Raw genomic sequence first — 19,290 nt, 5'->3', positions numbered from 1 at the left:
TTCCAGGCAGAAGATATGACGCATTGGGATGCGGACCGTCATCACGCCAATGTTAAACACTGCGCAAGCTGCTGGAGCTGCGGAAGCTGTGCCAGCTGTTGGAGCTGCATGGGTCACAGCTGTTGGAGCTGCGCGGGTCACAGCTGTTGGAGCTGTGCGGGCCACAGCTGCTGGAGCTGTATGGGCCACAGCTGTTGGAGCTGCATGGGCCACAGTTGTTGGAGCTGCGCGGGCCATTGCTGTTGGAGCTGTTGGCGCGGAGGCATGTAGTTTTTTTATAAAAAAGAAGACTTCCCCTGCCTCTTTTGCCGCAGGGGTCTTCTATTGCATAAAGGACAAACAAAATTACATATAATGGTATGTCTTGTTTTTAAAACATAGAAGGAGGAAGAGCATGACACACCTGACTGCTTCCGCTCGCCTAAAAGTAAACCAGGATACATGGTTTCTTCCTGATCCGAACGGCGGCGCATATTTTAGAAATAATTCCGGGTCGTTTCGCATAAAAGGATCTTCGATTGCTCAATGGATCGAAAAACTTCTGCCGATGTTCAACGGGGAACATTCGCTTGAAGACTTGACAAAAGGGCTGCAGGCTCCGTACCGAAAGAGAGTATATGAAATCGGAGAAATGCTTTATAAAAACGGGTTCGTTCGCGACGTAAGCCGGGATCACCCGCACAAACTGGAAAGCTCAGTGCTTCAAACGTTTGAAGCCCAAATCGAATTTATTGAGAGCTTTGCCGATTCCGGCGCTTACCGCTTTCAGCTGTCGCGTCAAACCAAAATATTGGCTATAGGGGCCGGCTCCTTTCTCACAAAATTGGTCCGGTCGCTGATCGATTCCGGTTTTTCAAGAATCCGTGCGATCGTGACGGATGCATCCGGGCACGCTTTAGACGAACTGGCAGAAATATCAGGGCAAACCGAAAGCGGACTGGAGATTGGCTGCGCCGAAACGCAACACTGGCGGGAAGCGGTGCGATCTGCCGATTGGGTTCTGTATGTCTCTGACCGCGGCTTCACAGATGAGCTCCGCGATCTTCAAACGTTTTGCCTCGAAGAGAACAAAGGCTTCATACCCGGGATCTGCCTGAAACAAGTCGGACTGGCAGGCCCTGTCTTTCATCAACAAGGAGACGGCTGCCTGAAGGATGCCTGGAGGCGCCTCCATCGGTCTGCGCTCCATGAAGAACGGGCTCTTCGAACTTTTCCTTCGGCAGGGAAAGACATGCTGGCAAACGTTATTGTGTTCGAATTGATGAAAGCAACTGCTGAGATTGCACCATTATCTAAGAAGAATCAAGTGTATCTGATTGATTTGGCAACGCTCGAAGGCGGCTGGCATATGTTTCTTCCGCATCCGGACTTCGCTTGCGGCAAGGATTCGCCTGAACTCATCTGCGACCTTGAAGCGAAACTTTCGGAGCGCCCCGAAAGAGAAGCAGAAAGCAGGTTATTTCAATGTTTCAGTGAACTGACCTCACCTGTAACGGGCATTTTTCATCTGTGGGAAGAGAAACATTTACGGCAGCTTCCTTTAGCACAATGCTTTGTTCAGACAGCAGACCCGCTCTCTTCCGGACCTGCGGAGCTTTTGCCCAAGACGGTGTCGGTCGGTTTGACCCATCAAGAGGCGCGGCGGGAAGCCGGGCTGACGGGTATTGAAATGTATGCATCAAGGTTGAACCGTTCTTATCCGAATAACGGGGAGTTGTTCGCGATCGCCGCCGGGGAAACGCTGGCTGAAGGCGTATTAAGGGGATTGGAGAAATGCTTGGAACACCGGTTGCGAGAACGGATCAAAAGCGGAAAAGAAACGATTTCCCTCGTTCAGCTAGGCGGAATGGAAGACCGGCATACCGCATTTTATTTAAAAACGCTGACAGTCTTGTACGGCAAACCGGAAATCGGTTTAGGAAAAAACATACAAGGCTTCCCTGTCGCATGGGCGGGAATTCGCGGCCGCTGGTACGGAAGTTCTGGACTCAACATCACATTCGCTCTCAGAAAAGCGCTCGAACGGGCGCTGACAGACAAAGACCCTGTGAAAGGCGCGGATGTTTTGCTGGAGTCTAGTGACCTGAAGCTTGCTACCCCCGTTTCCGCTGATTTGCAGCAAACACTGCTTTCCGCCTTGAAAAACAACTGCGACTTGCAGCTTTATGTCTATGAGCTGCCTGCTGAACCATTTTTCAAAGAAAAACTGGCAGGCATTTACTGCGTGCAGTTGCGAAAGGAGGAATCTTGATGAACCGCTGCATTTTGGTCATTGGCGAAGGATTGATGGCAGAAGACGCATCACAACAATTATCTGCTGAATATAACATTATCCGAAGGTCTGATTTTGAGAACAGCATACCGGAGGAGACTGCGTTCGCTCTTGTGCTGCACGATGCTTGGCGGCCTTTATTATACCGCGAGGCGGAAAAGGTGCTAAGGGCAGCAGAGATTCCGTGGCTTCGCGGGTTTGCATCTTTTGGCGAAGGGGTCATCGGACCGCTCGTTATTCCGTCAGCGTCAGGATGTTCCCAATGCGCCGATATGAGGCGGTATATCTCCGGCCCCGACAGCAGAGAGACCCTTGAACTGGAACAAAAAAGCAATGGCATAAGCCGCGATCCGTGGATTTCAAAGACCGGCTGCCGCCAAATGGTCAGCCTGATCTGCACAGAAGTCGACAACATCATGAACGGCGGGTGCGGCCGGTTGAAAAAAAACCTTTACATCGTCAATTTGAAAACGTTAGAAAGTTCGCTCCACGCTTTCATCCCGGAACCGACATGCCCTATATGCGGCAGTCTGCCTGAAGACGGAGCGGAATCCGCACGGATATCGCTTCGGCCCAGTCTGAAAACGAACCCGGACAGCTTTCGCGTGCGAAACACGGACGATTTAAAACAAACGCTCGCCAAAGACTATCTGGATCATAGAACAGGGATATTCAACGCCAAAATTTATGACGCGATTCTGCCGTTCGCCGATATGATCGTCAATATGCCTTTATGGACGGGAAATGAAGGTGTCGGAGGGCGGAGCCATTCGTATGAAGACAGCGAATTGACCGCCATTTTAGAGGGTTTGGAACGTTATTCCGGAATTGAACCGCGCGGCAAACGGACGGTCGTACATGACACCTACGAAAATGTAAAGGATCGTGCGCTCAACCCGGCAAAAGTCGGGCTCCATCAAGCGGAACAATACATGCATCCCGATTTTCCTTTTCAGCCATTTCACCCGGCCCGTCCTCTTCACTGGGTATGGGGCTATTCATTTTTGCAGAAACGGCCGATTCTCATTCCTGAATCGCTCGCCTATTACAGCCTGGGGCGCGAAGACAGCTTCGTCTATGAAACATCGAACGGCTGTGCACTTGGAGGGAGTTTGGAGGAAGCGATTTTCCATGCCATACTAGAAGCCGCTGAGCGCGATTCATTTTTGCTTGCCTGGTACGCCAGGCTCCCACTTCGGCAGCTGGATCTCGGCTCTTCAGAAGATCCGGAATTACGCCTCATGACAGAGAGGGTGCGAAGTGTGGCGGGATATGATCTGCATGTCTTTAATTCAACGATGGAATACGGCATTCCAAGCGTTTGGGCGATCGCCAAAAACAGAAAACGGGAAGGATTGAATCTGATTTGTTCCGCAGGGGCCCACCCCGATCCCGTAAAAGCGGTGAAAAGCGCCCTTCATGAGCTGGCAGGCATGATGTTGAAGCACGACCGCAAATTTGAATCTGAAAGGAGCAAATATCACCAGATGCTCCGCAATCCTGCTTTAGTGCAGGAAATGGAGGATCACAGCTTCATGTACGGACTGCCTGAAGCTGAAGAGCGACTCCGGTTTTTGCTGAATCAAAGCCGGCCTCTGCAAACATTCGACGATGCCTTTAAAAAAAGAAAGAAACACCTTGATTTAACCGAAGATCTCTGCGACCTGCTTGAAGCTTTCCGGAGTCTCAATCTTGAAGTGATCGTCGTTGACCAGACTTCCCCTGTTATCAAACGGAACGGACTTTACTGTGTGAAAGTGCTTATCCCGGGCCTGATTCCGATGACATTCGGACAGCGCTTCATCCGCCTAGAAGGACTTGAGAGAATTTTCACGGTGCCGAAGGAGCTCGGCTATGCAGAAGAGCCGTTAACACCAGAACAGCTGAACCTGCACCCGCACCCGTTCCCTTAAAATTTAAGAGAGCGGCTTTTTTTTCCGATTGTTCTGCTTTATGATCATAAAGCAGAACTTTTTAGGCGGTGGATAATATGAAACAGGAATACAAGCGGCCGCTTCTTTTCATTGCTTCCCTTTTCACGGCCTTTTGCACCGTTTATTTCGGCGGCAGACTGATCGGTTTCTATATGACGGAATACCCGAAATGGAACGGACAAAGCGCCGATGGAAATTGGGAGGCCGTGATCAAAAAGATAGAAGGCCGCACGCTATTTGGCGGAGACCTCTATTGGACAGGCGACCGCGGGGAGCTGGACGATATATATTTGGAAAAGTTGGTCGTAAAGTTTGGTGATGAAATCGTTTTGAACTCCCAAGTCGAGACGCCGATGAAAGATTACGCGGGAGGCGAATTCCCCGGCGGAGGGTCAAAAGAACAATCCGTTTCTTTTTTGGAAGAGCTTGAAGAAGCCGAATTCGCCGGCCGCAAGATCACGGTTCAATTGGATTGGAGAGAGGGCAAACAAGCGTCCCATACAGCATTTACGCTTGATAAAAGCTCATGGTAAAAGGCGGAATATCGATTATATTCCGCCCACCTCAATTTTGCTTCGCATCGTCAGCTCTTCCTGCGGCCCCAAATCCCGAAATCCGGTCACATCCTTCGGAAGGTTGAGGTTCGGTGCATTCGTCATCCAAGTATATGGCTCTATACAAAGCAGGTCATCCTGATCAGATGTACCGTTAAACACAACCCAGTGCTTAAAATGCCCGTCGCATTGGTAGCGGACGCGAATGCCGGCGAGGCTGTCCGCAATGACGGCCGCGCTGTTTCCTTCCTGGTCTTGTTCAGCTGCCAATATATCGTCAAGCCTTTCTCCCGCTGCCATTTTTCCCGCTTTGAACTCCTCTGTCACCCGATACTCGCCTGTCGGCAGCATGCGGTCTGTCAGCGTCCATCGCTTTGAGGCAGGAAGAGTAAACAGACACCTTTCTTTATCTCCTGCTTCGTTTAAAGGATAGCGGAAAGATGTGTGGTACCCCAATCCGATCGGCATCGGGTCTTGACCGCGATTGACAGCCGATGCATCGATTTTCAGATGCTGTCCTTCTAACGTGTAAGTGATGGTGATGGAAAACGAGTGCGGAAAGATCGCTTTAATATCGGGATGATCATCAGAGTCCAGCTTCGTCTGCACGATGATCCTCTCTTCTGTTGCCTCCACTTTTTCGACCGTCCATTTTTTATCGTAAAGAAATCCGTGCAGGTGGTTTTCGAGCGGCTTTTCATTGATCGGCAGCTCGTACGTTCTTCCCGCATATGTAAATCTTCCGTGATCGATCCGGTTGGGAGGAAAAAGAACAGGAATTCCGAATAAAAACGGATTCGCGTTATATTCTTCCTTTGTTTCAGGCGTTTTCAACAATTTCAAACCGCTCGGCTTCCACTTCAGTGAAATTAAATTGCTTCCCCACCCGGGCACAAGTACAGCCTCTAAATCATCATTTTCCAACCAGATCGCTTCCTCATCTAAAAACCGGCTTTTCTGAACAGTGTAAGACATTCGCATTTCCCCCTATTTTGGCTAAAGGATCAGTGAAACGTGTATCAGTACATGCCTATCTCCAATCTATTATATCTTAAAAAAGTCAGCGCTTTCAAAAGAGAATGGGCGAACCTTTGAAAAATGTTTGAAATATTTTAATTTAAGTATATAATCTATTTTTCTGTTATAATACGTTTATGCACAAAAGCATCAAAGTATTAAAGAGAGATATTTCTTCTAATGAGGTGTGTGACTTGTCAAACGAAAAACGTCTATCGTTTTCCATATCGGCTCTATTGTTTTTAGCCATATTGTTCATTATTTTCACCTGCTTATTCATATTTAAAGCAGAAGCGCACATACCGCTGTTGATTTGCGTTGGTTTTTTAGCTGCGGTCGGCGCGGTGAAAGGCCATTCCTGGAAAGACCTTGAAAGCGGCATTGTCTCAGGCATCCGGAATGGCGTTCAGCCGATTATCGTCCTTTGTTTAATCGGCATCTTAATCGGAGTCTGGGAGTACAGCGGCGCGATTCCGACGGTAACGGTTTACGCGTTGAATCTGATTGAACCGCAGCACCTGCTGCTCACCGCACTTTTCAGCTGTCTTGTGATCAGTTCATTGGTCGGCTCCAGCTTTACGACGGTCAGCACGATCGGCGTCGCCCTCATCGGCGTGGCCGCAGCGGCCGGCGTTCCACTGACATGGGCGGCGGGAGCTGTGATTTGCGGCGCCTGTTTCGGCGACAAAATGTCTCCGATGTCTGACACGACTAATTTTGCCGCAGGAGTCGGAGAGCTTCCCATTTTCAAGCATATTAGACATATGGCGGGAACGACGATCCCCGCTCTTTTGATCACGATTTTGCTTTTCTTTTTCATGGGCCGTTCTTTAACGGCGGCACCGGCTTCTACCGAAAACATTCAAGCGATCATAAACGGAATAGAAAGTACAGTCAACATCAGCGTCTGGGCGCTTCTGTCGCCTCTTCTTGTGATTGTACTTGCTGTCAGACGAACGCCCGTCATTCCATCGCTTGCAGCGGGGATCGTTTCCGCCGGAATTCTTGCCGCGTTGATACAGCCTGACGCCAGCATTTCATCGTTTTTGTCAGCGATGCAGAATGGTCCTGTTTTCTCAGCCGACACTGAAGCCGTTGAGAAAATTTTAAACCGCGGCGGCCTTCAATCGATGATGGGCTCTGTTTCCCTGATTATCATCGCATTCGCGCTCGGCGGTCTCATGGAAAAGATCGGCCTGATTACAAGCCTGCTTGAAGGTGTGATCAAGGGCATTCATACGAAAGGCCGGCTTGTGTTCTCAACCGTTTCATCAAGCATCGGCATGAACCTGGCGACAGGCGAACAGTATTTATCGATCTTGATTCCCGGACAGTCCTTTAAAAAGCTGTATGACAAGCTCGGAATCGACCGAAAACATTTGTCGAGATCGCTTGAAGACGGAGGGACATTAATCAATCCGATGATTCCTTGGGGAGTCAGCGGCGCGTTCATGTCCAGCGCGCTCGGCGTTCCCGTTATTGAATATTTGCCGTTTGTGTTTTTCCTATATTTATCGCCGCTCTTTTCAATTTTGTTCGGTTTCCGCAAGTAAAAAAAACGCCGTTTCCCCTTGGAAGCGGCGTTTTTCTTTTGTTAAACCGGTTTGGCTGTCTCTGACAAAATGCTGTTTTGCAATGCGGTCTGCACATTTTTGGTGAGCGGTCCGGGCGCTCCGGAGCCGATAGTTTGCCCATCAATCGATGTGACCGGAATGACTTCGGCTGTCGTTGACGTGATGAACACCTCATCTGCATTCAGCAATTCATCCTTTGTCACCGCTTTTTCTTCATAGTTCAAGCCGTGTTTCTCACACAGCTGAAGCACTTTCTTCCGCGTGATGCCGTTTAAGATGAGCGTTGTCACAGGATGGGTGTAGATAACGTTTTTCTTGACGACGTAAACATTTGAGGACGTCCCTTCCGTCACCAACCCGTCGCGAATTAAGATCGCTTCGAATGAAGAAGCTTCATGCGCTTTTTGCTTGATCATTACATTGTACAACAGATTTAAACTCTTAATGTCGCATCTCAGCCAGCGCATGTCGTCCGCAGTAATAGCTGAAACGCCGTTTTGCTGTTCTTTTTCAGGCTTTTGAATAGGAAATGTATAAGCCGTCACCTGAGGCGTAAGCCCTGCTCCGTATTGGTGCTTTCTCGGGGCTTTTCCCCTTGTCACTTGAAGATACAGCCCGCCGTCCCGCATTTGATTGATGTCGACGAGCTCTTTTAGCTGGCTTTTCAGCTCGGCTTCTGAAAAAGACAAGTCGATTCCGATTTCGGCTGCGCTTTTATATAAGCGGGCAATGTGTTCATCAAGCGTGAACAAGATTCCATTGTAAATGCGGATGACTTCATAGACGCCGTCTCCAAATTGGTAGCCTCTGTCTTCAATATCAACCGCACACTCGCTCCGTTCCATCAGCCGGCCGTTAAAAAGAACTTTCATTTCTCCATCCCCTTGTTTTTTGTTGACTTCTGAATTTTCTCCATTCCATTCTAACACGACCCTGCCCTTCAAAATAGTGCAATATTTCCAAAAACTTTTCTCCGCCTTCATGATCAAAAAAACAGCATTCCCCATCGTTCAGCATTTTCTATTAAAATTTGATATCTTTTTCCCTTCATCCTGTATTCATCTTCTTTCCAATCCTGTATACTTAAACATTGTGATCCATTATTTTATGAGACTAGCATTCTATAATGGCATTGGAACGAGAAAAATGATACGGAGAGAGTGACATGCGCCAAGTATCAAAAAAAACTGCCCCATCTGTAGCTTATCTGTTGACGAAAGCAGCGTGCTTTTTTGTTTTGTGTCTGATTCTCCTGTACGTGTGGGACCTTTCACAGTCCTCTGCCGCCGCTGAGAAAAAAGAGCTTACGGTGTCGGAAAACAGCCAAATGAGGCATGAAGGAGACAGCGTTCCGCTCAAAAAAGCAACGCAAGGCGAACTTCTCGATCACTTGAGCACAAAACAGCAGATCGAAAAGCGCAAGCAGGAAAAAGAGAAGCAAAAAGCTGCCGCGGAAAAAAAGCAAGAAAAATTGAAGGAAAAAACGGTTTATTTGACGTTTGACGATGGGCCTTCAGCCGTAAGCCAAAGGCTGCTGCAAATTTTATCCGAACATGACGCTAAAGCGACGTTCTTCATGCTCGAACCGAACATGAAGCTTCACAAAAAAGCCGTTCTCAATATGAAGCAGCAGGGCCATGCACTTGGACTTCACGGAGTGACCCATGACCAAAAGCAATTTTATAAAGGCGCCAATTCTCCTCAGCTGGAAATGAAGCAGGCTCAAAAAACGCTGAAGTCTATCACCGGGGTTGAAACCCATTTAATCAGAACACCTTACGGGAGCAAACCTTCGCTGACCGAAGCGCAGAAAAAAGTGCTGAAAAAGAACGGATTTGTTTATTGGGACTGGAATATTGACAGCATGGACTGGAAATACAGAAGCCAAAAATTCGTTCCGGAAGTCATGAACCAGCTGAATACGCTGGAAAAGCGGCAGACAAAACAGCCGATCGTGATCCTGATGCACGATATTCCTTCAACGGTTCAATCGTTGCCGTTATTGCTGACAAATTTAAAAAACATGGGGTATTCATTTGCAACGCTTGATGAATCGATGACACCCGTTCATGAATAACCCCCCATGCCTGATCCCCTGCTGAAGGGGATTTTTTTATTTCCTCCCGCAAGTGTGATTATCTGACACACTTGTTGCCAAACAAACCGTTTTCTGATTATGATGCAGTTATCTTTATATCATGGGGTGAATAAATGAAAATTGAAGAGCTGCATTCGACTGCCGAATATACCAATCAATTGGCCGAGCTTCTCATCCGAGTCGTCGATGACGGGGCATCGATCGGCTTTCTGCCCCCGCTTGATGAGCAGCTGGCGGAGGCTTATTGGAAAACAGCCGTCACACCGGATTCGGTGTTATGGATTGCCAAACAAAACGGCCGGATCGCAGGAAGTGTTCAATTGCACTTATGCACAAAACAAAACGGCCGCCACAGAGCGGAAATCTGCAAGTTAATGACAGATCCCGCCTTCAGGCGGCAGGGCGTCGCCAGATCATTAATGGAAAAAGCGATCGACAGGGCGAAACAGGAAGGCAGATCTCTTCTCGTGCTGGATACAAGGGAAAAAGACCCGTCCAACCTTCTTTACGCTTCGCTCGGCTTTGCCGAAGCCGGCCGCATTCCCGCATACGCAGAATCTGCAGACGGCAGCTTCGATACATCCGTTTTTTATTATAAAAAATTGTGATGAAGCTCAGAAAAAGGCGCTCCGGTCTGGAGCGCCTTTTTAACAGTTAAGCTTCCGAACAAACTCGGCGATTTTTTGATGGATGACAATATCAAATAAATGATCGTAAGGTGTCTTATCGAGATTGATCATCGCTTTCTTCAAGCCTGGGATCAAGTGCGCTTCTTCAGGAACAAACCTGACAGGCGCCACTTCGAGTGAAGTGCCGATCACCAAAAGCAGGTCGGATTCGTTGAGGACTTCAAAAAGCGTGTCAAAATGCTGAACGGCATCGCCGAACAGCACGACATCCGTTTTTAATATGAATCCGCATTCTCTCCCCTTGCCATTGACGCGATGGCATCTTGGCACTTCTTCTTGAAGAATGTGGTCAAGACCATAGCGCACCCCGCATTTTGGGCATGCGGCAGTTTGGATCGAACCGTGCAGTTCATATACATGCCGGCTTCCCGCCTTGAGATGCAGTCCGTCGATATTTTGCGTGAATACCTTGACATCCTTACCGCTTTTCTCGAGATCGGCTAAATAAAGGTGCCCGTCATTCGGCTGATAAGTTCCGGTCATTTTCATTTGAAAAAGCTCTTTAAACTTCGGCCAAAACAATTTTGGATATCGTTCGTAATAATCACGACTCATCGCTTCCATTCTCGACAGATCTTCCGTCCATATGCCGCCGGCTGAACGAAAATCGGGAATACCTGATTCCGTGCTCATACCGGCGCCTGTCAAAACGGTAATGCGCTCGGCATTTTCGATCATCTCCACAAATCTCAGGGCTTTTTCCTCCATTTGGCTTGTCTCCCTTCCAAAAGCGTTACCTAAGCATCTCCTTGCTGATCTTTCATTTTCTTCAACTCAAAGAGGCTGTGACCCGGAGAAACAAAATCAACCTGCTCCTCTTTCATAATATCAAGAATGCGGTAGTTGACATCCTGTCTGACGTCCAAGTTTTCGGCCCAGACCGTCGTATTGGTATAGTAGTTGAAGAAGATGCTTAAATGCGTATCCTTCAGGACGTCGAAATTGACCATAATGACATCCGGGTTGACCCCTTCGTGCGACTTGAGCATTTCTTTGAAACGCTCCACACATCGTTCGACTTTCTCGCGCGGTGTGGATGGATCGATTTCGAGCGTAAAAGTGACCTGACGCTTTCGCATTTTCGTCCAGTTCATGATCGCTTCGTTAGCCAGCACCGAGTTGGGGACGGTCACGAGAGCTTCTCCGGCTGTGCGGACTTTCGTGCTTCTGAACGATATATCTTCAACAGATCCGGTGACGATATTTGTTTCAATCCAATCGCCGATTGTAAAGGGCTTCTCCATAATAATGACAATTCCGCCGAAAAAGTTGCCGACAGTGTCTTTTGCCGCAAGAGCAAAAGCGAAGCCGCCGAGCCCGAGTCCGGCAACAAATCCGTTGACATCATAATTGAACTCTCCGGCGATGACGCTGATTCCGAGCGCTACAATGATAAAGCGGAGAATCTTGGACAAAAACGGCGCAAGAATATCATCCATATCAAGCTCAAGCCGCTTATTGATTTTATCGAATAAAACCGACGAAGCCGCCGTTAAGTTGTATAGGCCGCTTACAATGACCAAAATCACGGACACTCTGTACAGTTTATGAACGATCGCCATATGCCCATCAAAAAACGGGGAATAAATGATGGCCAGATAAATACCGAGTATCGCAAAAAACCACCGGGCCGGCTTTTCAAACGCCAGCGCCACCTGATTGAAAAAGTCTGTTTTCGTCTTATTCGTCAATTTCAGTATTAAGTTGAACAAGTACTTCGTAAATATTTTTCGAAACGCGAAAAATAAAAGAAGGATACCGATGCTGATTCCGATATCGACAGCGAAATCCATTGTCATATACTTTTCGAACATTGCTTTCTCTCCCTTATTTCACTCATCAAGCTTTAATTATACTAAAATGAGAAAAAAATTTCTCACTTTATTGTGCACCAAAAATACCCGTCGACACGCATAAAAGGCTGCCGAACACTTCGGCAGCCTGATGATCATCATATTTTATTGTTCCAGAGACAACGTGATTCGGGCCAACACCGCTATTTCTTCTTCTGAGACTGTGTTTGATCAAGGAGAGTCGCTTTAAACATTTCAGCATCGGTTTCGATCTTAATCCGTTCTTCCACTTTAATTCTCCCTTTACCCATCATCTCGCCTCCTTTTGTCCATTATAAAATATCAGAATCTTTAGTAAATGATTCTTTTGTACCATTTTGCCGAAATTTGTCGCTTGTCTCTTCTCCCTGCCTTTTGTCCGCTTCAGTCAAATGATTTACTTGCATCGCCAAAATCGGGTATCCTTGTGATGGAAAGATTTTATCAAGAGGAGCTGACATGCTTGCATATTATCGCACATCGCGGAGCCTCGGCTTACGCCCCTGAAAATACGTTTGCCGCTTTTGAAAAAGCGGTGGAGCTCGGGGCTGATTTTATCGAACTCGATGTACAGCTGACAAAAGACGGCAGACTTGCCGTCATCCACGATGACAAAGTTGACAGAACGACAAACGGTACCGGGTTCGTTCGCGAGTATACGATGAATGAGCTCGAAAAGCTTGATGCGGGAAGCTGGTTCAGCCCGGAATTTCAGGGCGAAAAAATCCCTTCACTTGAAGCTGTTCTGGTGAAATATCACAACAAGACGGGCCTTCTCATCGAAATCAAGTCGTCCAAAACCCAGCCCGGAATCGAAAAAGCGGCCGGACAACTGATCAGCCGGTTCGGCCATTCGATGAACGCGATTGTCCAGTCGTTTGACGCAGGCGCCATGAGGGCGCTTCATCACATGTATCCTTCGATTCCGACCGCCGTTTTGATCAGGCCGCGATTCGGAATGCTGCCGCGCGCCCGGCTGCGGCAAATCGCGGAGTTTGCCCGGTACGTCAGCCTGAAAGCTACGATGGTCAGCCCTTTTCTGATCAAATCGATTCACAGCTGTGATTTGAAGGCGCTGGCCTGGACGGTCAACGGGGAGAAAACGGGACGCCGCCTGAAAAGCTGGAAAATCGACGGGATCATTACCGACTACCCGGATTATTTTTGAGAAAGAAGGAAGAGTATGAAATCATCTGTTGCCGTTTTTATCGGAGGAGCCCTCGGCTCGCTGCTGCGCTACTTCGTCAATCTGCATGGCGGCACCGCCGGTTTTCCTTGGCCGACTTTTATTGAAAATGCGTCTGGAAGCCTTCTCCTCGGCCTTTTGACAGGTTTTTTTGCGGCTCGGGCAAAAAAGCCGCTCGTCCAGTTATGTTTAGGAACGGGGTTTTGCGGAGGATATACGACAATGTCCGCTTTTTCTAAAGAGACCGTATTTTTGCTGCAATCGGCCGCTCCGCACATCGGGGTTCTGTACTTGATCGTGTCGCTTGCCTGCGGGGTGTGCTCCGCATTTTTGGGCATCATGATCGGCAAAAGGATGAGCGGAGCGTCAGGGAAAGAAAAGGAGCGGTATCAATCATGATGGCAGTTGGATTTATGATCGCCGGAGGATTCGGCTCCGTTTTAAGATTTTGGCTCGGCAATATGCTCATGGCGATGTTTCCGCGCCCGCGCATTCCTGTCAGCGTGATGGTGGTCAATATTGTCGGCTCATTCACCCTCGGCATATTCGTCAGCCTCGGCATTGACAATCAAACGGTCTCTATCTTGGTCGGAACTGGATTTTTCGGAGGCTTCACAACATTTTCCACATTCAGCGTCGAAGCGGTTCAGCTTTTGGCTGCAAAACGTGTAAAGGATTCAGCGGTTTACATGCTGCTTACAATGGCATGCTCACTCGGGGGGTTCTGGGCCGGCAGCATGCTGATTTTGTGAAGATGATGAAACAATGATGCTCGTTCGGCTATGAACAGGCGCTTGCACATGTACTTCCGGTTGTCATTTTTTTTTGCGCCCGCCGTCGCAAAAGCAGTGCCCTGATTTGGATGGCATTGTTCAGAAAGGAACACCACGGACAACTAAAAAAGATACAAACACATTAAAGAATCCATTTTGAATGCTTCAAAATGGATTCTTCCCTTTTTATCCTTTTTCAATGGCCGCTGTTTGAAAGCTGTCCCAATTCGCAGAAATAACGTTCAAAACATCGTCTTTTTCTTGGTAAGCTCCAATTTGTCCCCCGTCCATCGTCACTTTATACAGGGGAAACTCATTGTGTGTCAGACCGAGGCAGAGTGCGATGCCGGCTGCATGTCCCCGCGCCGTCTGTTCGATCCAGGCGGCGCTTTTCATTTTTGCCGAATCTTCGGGATGATCGATAAAGCCGTTCTCCGTCAATATGGCGTGCATCGCTGTTTCCCGAAGAACATGAAAGTTCGCCTTCTTCATTCCCCTGTCCCTGAGTCCGTTCTGCTTGATCACTTCGCCGTGAATGATCCGTTGATAAAGAGCAGTAACCGACTCATCGGTCAAGCCGCTGTAGATATAATCTTCATACCCGTACGCCGTACCGTCAAAAGCGTTTGTATGAATGGAGACAAATAAATCGGCCCCCCACGAATTGGCATCATCTGTGCGCTCCTGAAGGGTGACCGTTTTGTCTGTTGTTCTGCTCAGCCTCGTCTCTGCGTTATCATACTCTTTTAATAGAATGTCATTCATTTTGAGAGCAATCGCAAGCGTCACGTCCTTTTCCTGCAAACCGTTTCCCGATGCTCCCGGATCACTTCCGCCGTGTCCCGGATCCAAATAAATCTTCATGTTCAATCTCCTCCTTTGATAATGGTTTCAAGACGTTTTTTGAGCCGGAGTAAAATCCAACTGATGACAAGCCAAGCCAAGTTCCGATCATCATATCTTCCTTCCAGTCCCCTGCGGTAAACAAGAGAGAAATCGAGATGCCGAAGACAATTGCACAGATGGGGAGAAATCGTTTCTGAATGCCGACAAGCTTTACCGTATGCACCAATCCCGTAATCAGCGGAACGAGCGCAATTTCAGAAAAATCCATGTTCTTCCTCTCCTTTCCTGAAGCGTTTGTCTCAAAAAATGACCGGCATTACATGTGTCAAACCTCCCCGCTGTTTAAAGCTTGTCTTTATCATAAATGAAAAGCTGCCCTCTCCCGTGTCATCATCGCGTCAAGAACCTGAAAAAAAACTGAAGCGGCGCAGAAAAGAAGGGCTTGTTTGAGACAAGCCCTCGCATCCGTTAAATATTCGTGATCGCCGCCAAGCTGACAAGCAGCTTGTCCAGCAGCGATTTCTTCATTAAAAACAGCGTTTTTTCGCTGTAGCCGATTTCCATCGCGCATTTTCCCATGCTCCAATTATGAATATACCGGCATTCCACCAACTTCCGCTCGAGCTCATCCAATTCGGAGACAGCCGTTTCCATCGAATCAAGCAAAAATTGATAGAGCCTTTTTTCCGCGTCGATCTGATATTCAGCGTTTCTTTCTTTGACGGCGAGCCCGTTCTTTTGCTCCTTCTCCATCCTCCTTTCTAAATTGAGCACGGCGGCTTTGTAATTTTTCCAATTCCGCAAATGAAATTCGATCCGCTTAATATACGTTTTCCTCTCTTCCTCCGAAATGATTTCGTACCACAGCAAATCAATCACCTCTCAAACAGAACATTTGTTCCCATTATATACGAACAAAAGTTCCTGTTCAAATGACTTTTTTCTTAAAATCAAAAATCACCTTGAGCTATTTTTCGCTCAAGGTGACTTCGTTAACGACGACCGGATTTGCCGGTGCCAGCTCTACATGTTCTGTTGTTTGTTCCCGCTTAACTTCGACGTGCTTAATCAGACGCCCTTCCATTTCGAGAACCGTTATCGTGTAGGAGCCGATATGCACCGCCTGGCCTTCCGCGATATCTATGTTTTCTTTCAGCACAAGTCCGCCGACTGTTTCGACTTCCTCTTCCTCGAGATCGTCTTCAAACAGCTCATTGACCTGATCGATTCTCACTTTGCCGTCCATGATGTATTCATGATCGGAGACTTTTTCGATAAGCGGTTTTTCGTCTTCATCGAATTCGTCCCTGATTTCCCCGACGATTTCTTCAAGAATATCCTCGGCCGTCACAAGACCAGATGTCCCGCCGTACTCATCCGTTAAGATCGCCATGTGAATCCGCTCCCGCTGCATTTTGATCAGCAGCTTTTGAACAGGCACGGTTTCAATGACTTCAATAACCGGACGGACATAGGCTTCAAGGGACAATCGCTTTTTCTCAGCCTCTGACATCATGAGCATATCCGTAAACAGCTGTTTCGTATTGATCATGCCGATGACATGATCCTTATCGCCTTTATAGACAGGCCAGCGCGTATACTTTTCCTGCAGCATGACCGAAATGGCCTCATCGATCGGCATATCCACCGGGACAGAGGCGATTTCAGTGCGCGGCACCATAATTTCTTTGGCGATCCGATTGTCGAATTCAAAGATTTTATTAACGTATCTATATTCAGACGGATTGATTTCTCCGCTTTTGTAGCTTTCTGATAACAGGATTCGCAGCTCTTCCTCCGAATGGGATTCATCCTTTTCCGAAGCAGGCTTCAAACCGAATAACCCGGTCAGCACTCTGGCTGAGGCATTCAGCGTCCAAATGAACGGGAACATCACAACATTGAAAAAGTGCAGAGGTCCCGCCAGCCACAGTGTCATCTGTTCGGCTTTTTGAATCGCGATGGTTTTTGGGGCAAGTTCTCCAACCACGACGTTCAGGAATGTAATCACTAAAAATGCAATGGCAACTGAAAGAGCGTGCGATACAGCGCCAGAAACATGCAAGCTTTCAAAGACCGGATGCAGCACCTTTTTAACCGTCGGCTCCCCCATCCAGCCGAGTCCGAGTGCTGTAATCGTAATGCCGAGCTGGCAAGCTGAAAGGTATTCATCCAAATCCGACACCACTTGTTTTGCGCGAACCGCCTTTTTGTTTCCTTCAGCAATCAGCTGATCAATGCGGGAGCTTCTGACTCTGACAATCGCAAATTCCGATGCCACGAAAAAAGCGGTTAATGCAATCAGAATCCCGATGATTATCAGACTAACAATATCGTCCATTTAACCTTATCCTTCACAAAGGACAAGGAGTCACCTCCTGATGAATTCAAATTCCCTTAATAAGGCTGATGTGCGTTCTGTAAAAATGACTATGCAGAGGGCCCCATCTAACCACCTCCAAGCCAAATATATACTATTATCTTACTTTATTAAAAAAGAGTCAGTCAAATGTCTAAACTTTAAATCTAACAATATTTTCTCGAATATTTAGATAAATAAAGGTTTTCGCATCAATTTTACGCCTTTTTTTGATCAATTAACTTGTATAAACAGCTTCTAATATATTAAAATGTTTTATAACTATAACGTGATGGTTGAGGAGGGATGCAGATGGGGCAGAGAAATATCGCATTGGCGAATTAGCAGCTGCTGCAGGCGTAACAAAACGGACTGTCGATTATTATACGAATCTCGGGCTGTTAACGCCTGACAGATCATGTTCAAACTACCGTTATTACGATGAAGCCGCTCTCAAACGGCTGAAGTTTATTATGGACTGCAAGCAGCAGAGATTGGCCCTGTCCGACATTAAAGTAAGGCTGGAAAACCAGTTTCCCTCTTCAACTGTGAATGATGATGAAATTGGAAGCCTGACAACGGAAATTGATCATGTCAATGACAATATTTCCGTGCTCATAAACAGATTGAAACGGCTGAATCCCGATGAACGGAAGATTCTGAAAAGCCGGCTTTCTCCTGAAAAAATGACGGTCATCCAGTCCTTTTTACTGCTGCTTTAGTTAATCTTTTACTAAACAGGAGGTGTTACCTTCATTCTCACGCTAGAGTGAAGGTCCTAATTGGAAATAGTTAATTTGGTTTTTGTTGCTGTATTAATTGCTTTAACAGCATTTTTCGTAGCGTCTGAGTTTGCGATTATCAGAATCAGAAGCTCGCGGGTTGATCAATTGATTGCTGAAGGAAACAAAACAGCGGTTTCGGTGAAAAAAGTCATTACGCATTTAGACGAATATTTATCGGCCTGTCAGCTCGGCATCACTTTGACGGCTCTCGGTCTCGGTTGGCTCGGGGAGCCGACAGTTGCCCGGCTGCTTGAACCGCTATTTGTGAAGTGGAACATTCCGAGCTCTGTATCACACATCGTTTCAGTCGTGATCGCCTTCAGCTTGATTACGTTTTTGCATGTGGTTGTCGGCGAGCTCGCTCCGAAGACGCTTGCGATCCAAAAAGCGGAAGCCGTTTCCTTCCTTTTTGCAAAACCGTTGATCTGGTTCTACCGCATCATGTTCCCATTCATCTGGGCGCTGAACGGATCGGCAAGGCTGCTGACGAAAGCGTTTGGCCTTGAAGCGGTTTCTGAAAATGAAATGGCGCACTCAGAGGAAGAGCTGCGAATTATTCTGTCAGAAAGCTACAAAAGCGGCGAAATCAATCAATCTGAGTTCAAATATGTCAACAAAATTTTTGAATTCGATGACCGTCTTGCCAAGGAAATCATGATCCCGAGAACAGAAGTCGTCAGCTTTCCAAATGATATGAAAATCGCCGAGATGATCGACATCACGAAGGTCGAAGGCTATACCCGCTATCCCGTCGAAGACGGAGATAAGGACAACATCGTCGGCGTCATCAATGTCAAGGAAATACTAACGGCCTGCATCAGCGGAGAATGCTCCAAAGAAGACACGATTGAACAGTTTATCAATCCGATCATTCATGTGATCGAGACTGTTCCGATCCACGATCTGCTTCTGAAAATGCAGAAAGAACGCGTTCATATGGCGATCCTTTCTGATGAATACGGCGGAACGGCCGGACTCGTGACGGTCGAAGACATCATTGAAGAAATCGTCGGCGAAATCCGTGACGAATTCGATATCGATGAAATTAATGAAATCCGCAAGATTGGCGAAAACCATTACATTCTCGACGGTAAAGTGCTCGTCAACCAAGTCAACGATCTGCTCGGCATTCAGCTCGACAATGAGGAAATTGACACGATCGGCGGATGGTTCCTGACACAAAAATATGACGTCCAAAAAGGCGACATGATCACCGATCAGGGATTTGAATTCACGATCAACGAAATCGACGGCCACCACGTTTCATACGTTGAGGTGAAAAAAGCTGCGGAAACGCCGCTGCTTGAGGAAGCGGAATAACATTGTGAACAAACCGGGGGATACAATGAATTTGTATCCTCTTTTTTTTGC

General features: G+C 47.4%; 20 protein-coding genes. 11 read left to right on the top strand and 9 right to left on the bottom strand.

What is annotated here, in order from left to right:
- Nucleotides 1-394: 394 nt before the first annotated feature.
- The 3 genes from MHH76_RS05550 (at nucleotide 395) to MHH76_RS05540 (ending at nucleotide 4,739) form a co-directional block, all read left to right on the top strand.
- Nucleotides 395-2,251, top strand: coding sequence for a putative thiazole-containing bacteriocin maturation protein (locus MHH76_RS05550; RefSeq protein ID WP_023856538.1), 1,857 nt, complete (start codon nucleotides 395-397; stop codon nucleotides 2,249-2,251).
- Nucleotides 2,251-4,185 (top strand): TOMM precursor leader peptide-binding protein, encoded by a 1,935-nt coding sequence (locus MHH76_RS05545; protein ID WP_043054256.1) that lies wholly within the window; start codon nucleotides 2,251-2,253, stop codon nucleotides 4,183-4,185. The genes MHH76_RS05550 and MHH76_RS05545 overlap by 1 nt, the downstream gene beginning before the upstream one ends.
- A gap of 77 nt (nucleotides 4,186-4,262) precedes the next feature.
- Nucleotides 4,263-4,739, top strand: a complete 477-nt coding sequence (locus MHH76_RS05540; protein ID WP_023856536.1) for a DUF4944 domain-containing protein — start codon at nucleotides 4,263-4,265, stop codon at nucleotides 4,737-4,739.
- A gap of 15 nt (nucleotides 4,740-4,754) precedes the next feature.
- Here MHH76_RS05540 and MHH76_RS05535 read toward each other — a convergent pair whose 3' ends face one another.
- Nucleotides 4,755-5,735 carry an aldose 1-epimerase gene (locus MHH76_RS05535; RefSeq protein ID WP_043054255.1) on the bottom strand — a complete coding sequence of 327 codons (981 nt, stop codon included), beginning with the start codon at nucleotides 5,733-5,735 and terminating at the stop codon, nucleotides 4,755-4,757.
- Between the two features lie 236 nt (nucleotides 5,736-5,971).
- On the opposite strand from MHH76_RS05535, the gene nhaC reads away from it, so the two are divergent.
- Nucleotides 5,972-7,330: a Na+/H+ antiporter NhaC gene (gene nhaC / locus MHH76_RS05530; RefSeq protein WP_023856534.1), complete on the top strand. Its 1,359-nt coding sequence runs from the start codon at nucleotides 5,972-5,974 to the stop codon at nucleotides 7,328-7,330.
- Between the two features lie 41 nt (nucleotides 7,331-7,371).
- Here nhaC and dat read toward each other — a convergent pair whose 3' ends face one another.
- Entirely contained in the window at nucleotides 7,372-8,223 is an 852-nt protein-coding gene (gene dat, locus MHH76_RS05525) for a D-amino-acid transaminase (protein ID WP_023856533.1), read from the bottom strand.
- Between the two features lie 293 nt (nucleotides 8,224-8,516).
- Here dat and MHH76_RS05520 point away from each other — a divergent pair, with 293 nt between their 5' ends.
- A complete protein-coding gene (locus MHH76_RS05520) occupies nucleotides 8,517-9,428 on the top strand; it encodes a polysaccharide deacetylase family protein (protein ID WP_023856532.1) in 912 nt (303 codons plus the stop codon).
- Nucleotides 9,429-9,562: 134 nt separating this feature from the next.
- Nucleotides 9,563-10,057: a GNAT family N-acetyltransferase gene (locus MHH76_RS05515; RefSeq protein ID WP_025811792.1), complete on the top strand. Its 495-nt coding sequence runs from the start codon at nucleotides 9,563-9,565 to the stop codon at nucleotides 10,055-10,057.
- Nucleotides 10,058-10,096: 39 nt separating this feature from the next.
- Here the strand turns inward: MHH76_RS05515 and MHH76_RS05510 are convergent, their stop codons facing one another.
- The 3 genes from MHH76_RS05510 to MHH76_RS05500 all read right to left on the bottom strand — a co-directional run bounded on the left by MHH76_RS05510 (nucleotide 10,097) and on the right by MHH76_RS05500 (nucleotide 12,242).
- Nucleotides 10,097-10,846, bottom strand: coding sequence for an NAD-dependent protein deacylase (locus MHH76_RS05510; protein ID WP_043054254.1), 750 nt, complete (start codon nucleotides 10,844-10,846; stop codon nucleotides 10,097-10,099).
- 29 nt (nucleotides 10,847-10,875) lie between these two features.
- Nucleotides 10,876-11,952 (bottom strand): mechanosensitive ion channel family protein, encoded by a 1,077-nt coding sequence (locus tag MHH76_RS05505; protein ID WP_039072568.1) that lies wholly within the window; start codon nucleotides 11,950-11,952, stop codon nucleotides 10,876-10,878.
- 182 nt (nucleotides 11,953-12,134) lie between these two features.
- The gene (locus MHH76_RS05500) at nucleotides 12,135-12,242 is read right to left on the bottom strand and encodes a YhdX family protein (RefSeq protein ID WP_003180159.1); all 108 of its coding nucleotides are present in this window, start codon (nucleotides 12,240-12,242) and stop codon (nucleotides 12,135-12,137) included.
- A 191-nt stretch (nucleotides 12,243-12,433) separates the two neighbouring features.
- Between MHH76_RS05500 and MHH76_RS05495 the strand changes: the two genes are divergently transcribed.
- The 3 genes from MHH76_RS05495 to crcB are packed head-to-tail and all read left to right on the top strand — an operon-like array spanning nucleotide 12,434 to nucleotide 13,908.
- Entirely contained in the window at nucleotides 12,434-13,138 is a 705-nt protein-coding gene (locus MHH76_RS05495; RefSeq protein WP_025811795.1) for a glycerophosphodiester phosphodiesterase family protein, read from the top strand.
- Between the two features lie 15 nt (nucleotides 13,139-13,153).
- Nucleotides 13,154-13,555 carry a CrcB family protein gene (locus MHH76_RS05490; RefSeq protein ID WP_023856526.1) on the top strand — a complete coding sequence of 134 codons (402 nt, stop codon included), beginning with the start codon at nucleotides 13,154-13,156 and terminating at the stop codon, nucleotides 13,553-13,555.
- Entirely contained in the window at nucleotides 13,552-13,908 is a 357-nt protein-coding gene (gene crcB, locus MHH76_RS05485) for a fluoride efflux transporter CrcB (RefSeq protein WP_023856525.1), read from the top strand. The genes MHH76_RS05490 and crcB overlap by 4 nt, the downstream gene beginning before the upstream one ends.
- Nucleotides 13,909-14,115: 207 nt before the next feature.
- Here the strand turns inward: crcB and MHH76_RS05480 are convergent, their stop codons facing one another.
- The 4 genes from MHH76_RS05480 to MHH76_RS05465 all read right to left on the bottom strand — a co-directional run bounded on the left by MHH76_RS05480 (nucleotide 14,116) and on the right by MHH76_RS05465 (nucleotide 17,116).
- Nucleotides 14,116-14,793: an N-acetylmuramoyl-L-alanine amidase gene (locus tag MHH76_RS05480; RefSeq protein ID WP_009328972.1), complete on the bottom strand. Its 678-nt coding sequence runs from the start codon at nucleotides 14,791-14,793 to the stop codon at nucleotides 14,116-14,118.
- Nucleotides 14,756-15,043, bottom strand: a complete 288-nt coding sequence (locus MHH76_RS05475; protein ID WP_003180149.1) for a hypothetical protein — start codon at nucleotides 15,041-15,043, stop codon at nucleotides 14,756-14,758. Before MHH76_RS05475 ends, MHH76_RS05480 begins: the two co-directional genes overlap by 38 nt.
- Before the next feature lie 200 nt (nucleotides 15,044-15,243).
- Nucleotides 15,244-15,645, bottom strand: coding sequence for a hypothetical protein (locus MHH76_RS05470; RefSeq protein WP_020450746.1), 402 nt, complete (start codon nucleotides 15,643-15,645; stop codon nucleotides 15,244-15,246).
- 97 nt (nucleotides 15,646-15,742) lie between these two features.
- Complete coding sequence (locus tag MHH76_RS05465; RefSeq protein ID WP_003180145.1) at nucleotides 15,743-17,116, bottom strand: hemolysin family protein; 1,374 nt, start codon at nucleotides 17,114-17,116, stop codon at nucleotides 15,743-15,745.
- Between the two features lie 314 nt (nucleotides 17,117-17,430).
- On the opposite strand from MHH76_RS05465, the gene MHH76_RS05460 reads away from it, so the two are divergent.
- Nucleotides 17,431-17,856 carry a MerR family transcriptional regulator gene (locus tag MHH76_RS05460; RefSeq protein ID WP_020450745.1) on the top strand — a complete coding sequence of 142 codons (426 nt, stop codon included), beginning with the start codon at nucleotides 17,431-17,433 and terminating at the stop codon, nucleotides 17,854-17,856.
- Nucleotides 17,857-17,916: 60 nt separating this feature from the next.
- The gene (locus tag MHH76_RS05455) at nucleotides 17,917-19,239 is read left to right on the top strand and encodes a hemolysin family protein (RefSeq protein WP_020450744.1); all 1,323 of its coding nucleotides are present in this window, start codon (nucleotides 17,917-17,919) and stop codon (nucleotides 19,237-19,239) included.
- Nucleotides 19,240-19,290 lie beyond the last annotated feature (51 nt).

It is taken from the genome of Bacillus sp. FSL L8-0193 (genome assembly GCF_037976065.1).
GTDB lineage: Bacteria > Bacillota > Bacilli > Bacillales > Bacillaceae > Bacillus > Bacillus paralicheniformis.
Note: the sequence above shows the minus strand (reverse complement) of the source record. Positions and strands in the feature narration are given on the sequence as shown.

Bases quoted from the DNA above. Each gene is read 5' to 3' on its own strand.
- MHH76_RS05550 (WP_023856538.1), top strand. From the start codon at position 395: ATGACACACCTGACTGCTTCCGCTCGCCTAAAAGTAAACCAGGATACA.
- MHH76_RS05545 (WP_043054256.1), top strand. From the start codon at position 2,251: ATGAACCGCTGCATTTTGGTCATTGGCGAAGGATTGATGGCAGAAGAC.
- MHH76_RS05540 (WP_023856536.1), top strand. From the start codon at position 4,263: ATGAAACAGGAATACAAGCGGCCGCTTCTTTTCATTGCTTCCCTTTTC.
- MHH76_RS05535 (WP_043054255.1), bottom strand. From the start codon at position 5,735: ATGTCTTACACTGTTCAGAAAAGCCGGTTTTTAGATGAGGAAGCGATC.
- dat (WP_023856533.1), bottom strand. From the start codon at position 8,223: ATGAAAGTTCTTTTTAACGGCCGGCTGATGGAACGGAGCGAGTGTGCG.
- MHH76_RS05520 (WP_023856532.1), top strand. From the start codon at position 8,517: ATGCGCCAAGTATCAAAAAAAACTGCCCCATCTGTAGCTTATCTGTTG.
- MHH76_RS05515 (WP_025811792.1), top strand. From the start codon at position 9,563: ATGAAAATTGAAGAGCTGCATTCGACTGCCGAATATACCAATCAATTG.
- MHH76_RS05510 (WP_043054254.1), bottom strand. From the start codon at position 10,846: ATGGAGGAAAAAGCCCTGAGATTTGTGGAGATGATCGAAAATGCCGAG.
- MHH76_RS05505 (WP_039072568.1), bottom strand. From the start codon at position 11,952: ATGTTCGAAAAGTATATGACAATGGATTTCGCTGTCGATATCGGAATC.
- MHH76_RS05500 (WP_003180159.1), bottom strand. From the start codon at position 12,242: ATGGGTAAAGGGAGAATTAAAGTGGAAGAACGGATTAAGATCGAAACC.
- MHH76_RS05490 (WP_023856526.1), top strand. From the start codon at position 13,154: ATGAAATCATCTGTTGCCGTTTTTATCGGAGGAGCCCTCGGCTCGCTG.
- crcB (WP_023856525.1), top strand. From the start codon at position 13,552: ATGATGGCAGTTGGATTTATGATCGCCGGAGGATTCGGCTCCGTTTTA.
- MHH76_RS05480 (WP_009328972.1), bottom strand. From the start codon at position 14,793: ATGAAGATTTATTTGGATCCGGGACACGGCGGAAGTGATCCGGGAGCA.
- MHH76_RS05475 (WP_003180149.1), bottom strand. From the start codon at position 15,043: ATGGATTTTTCTGAAATTGCGCTCGTTCCGCTGATTACGGGATTGGTG.
- MHH76_RS05465 (WP_003180145.1), bottom strand. From the start codon at position 17,116: ATGGACGATATTGTTAGTCTGATAATCATCGGGATTCTGATTGCATTA.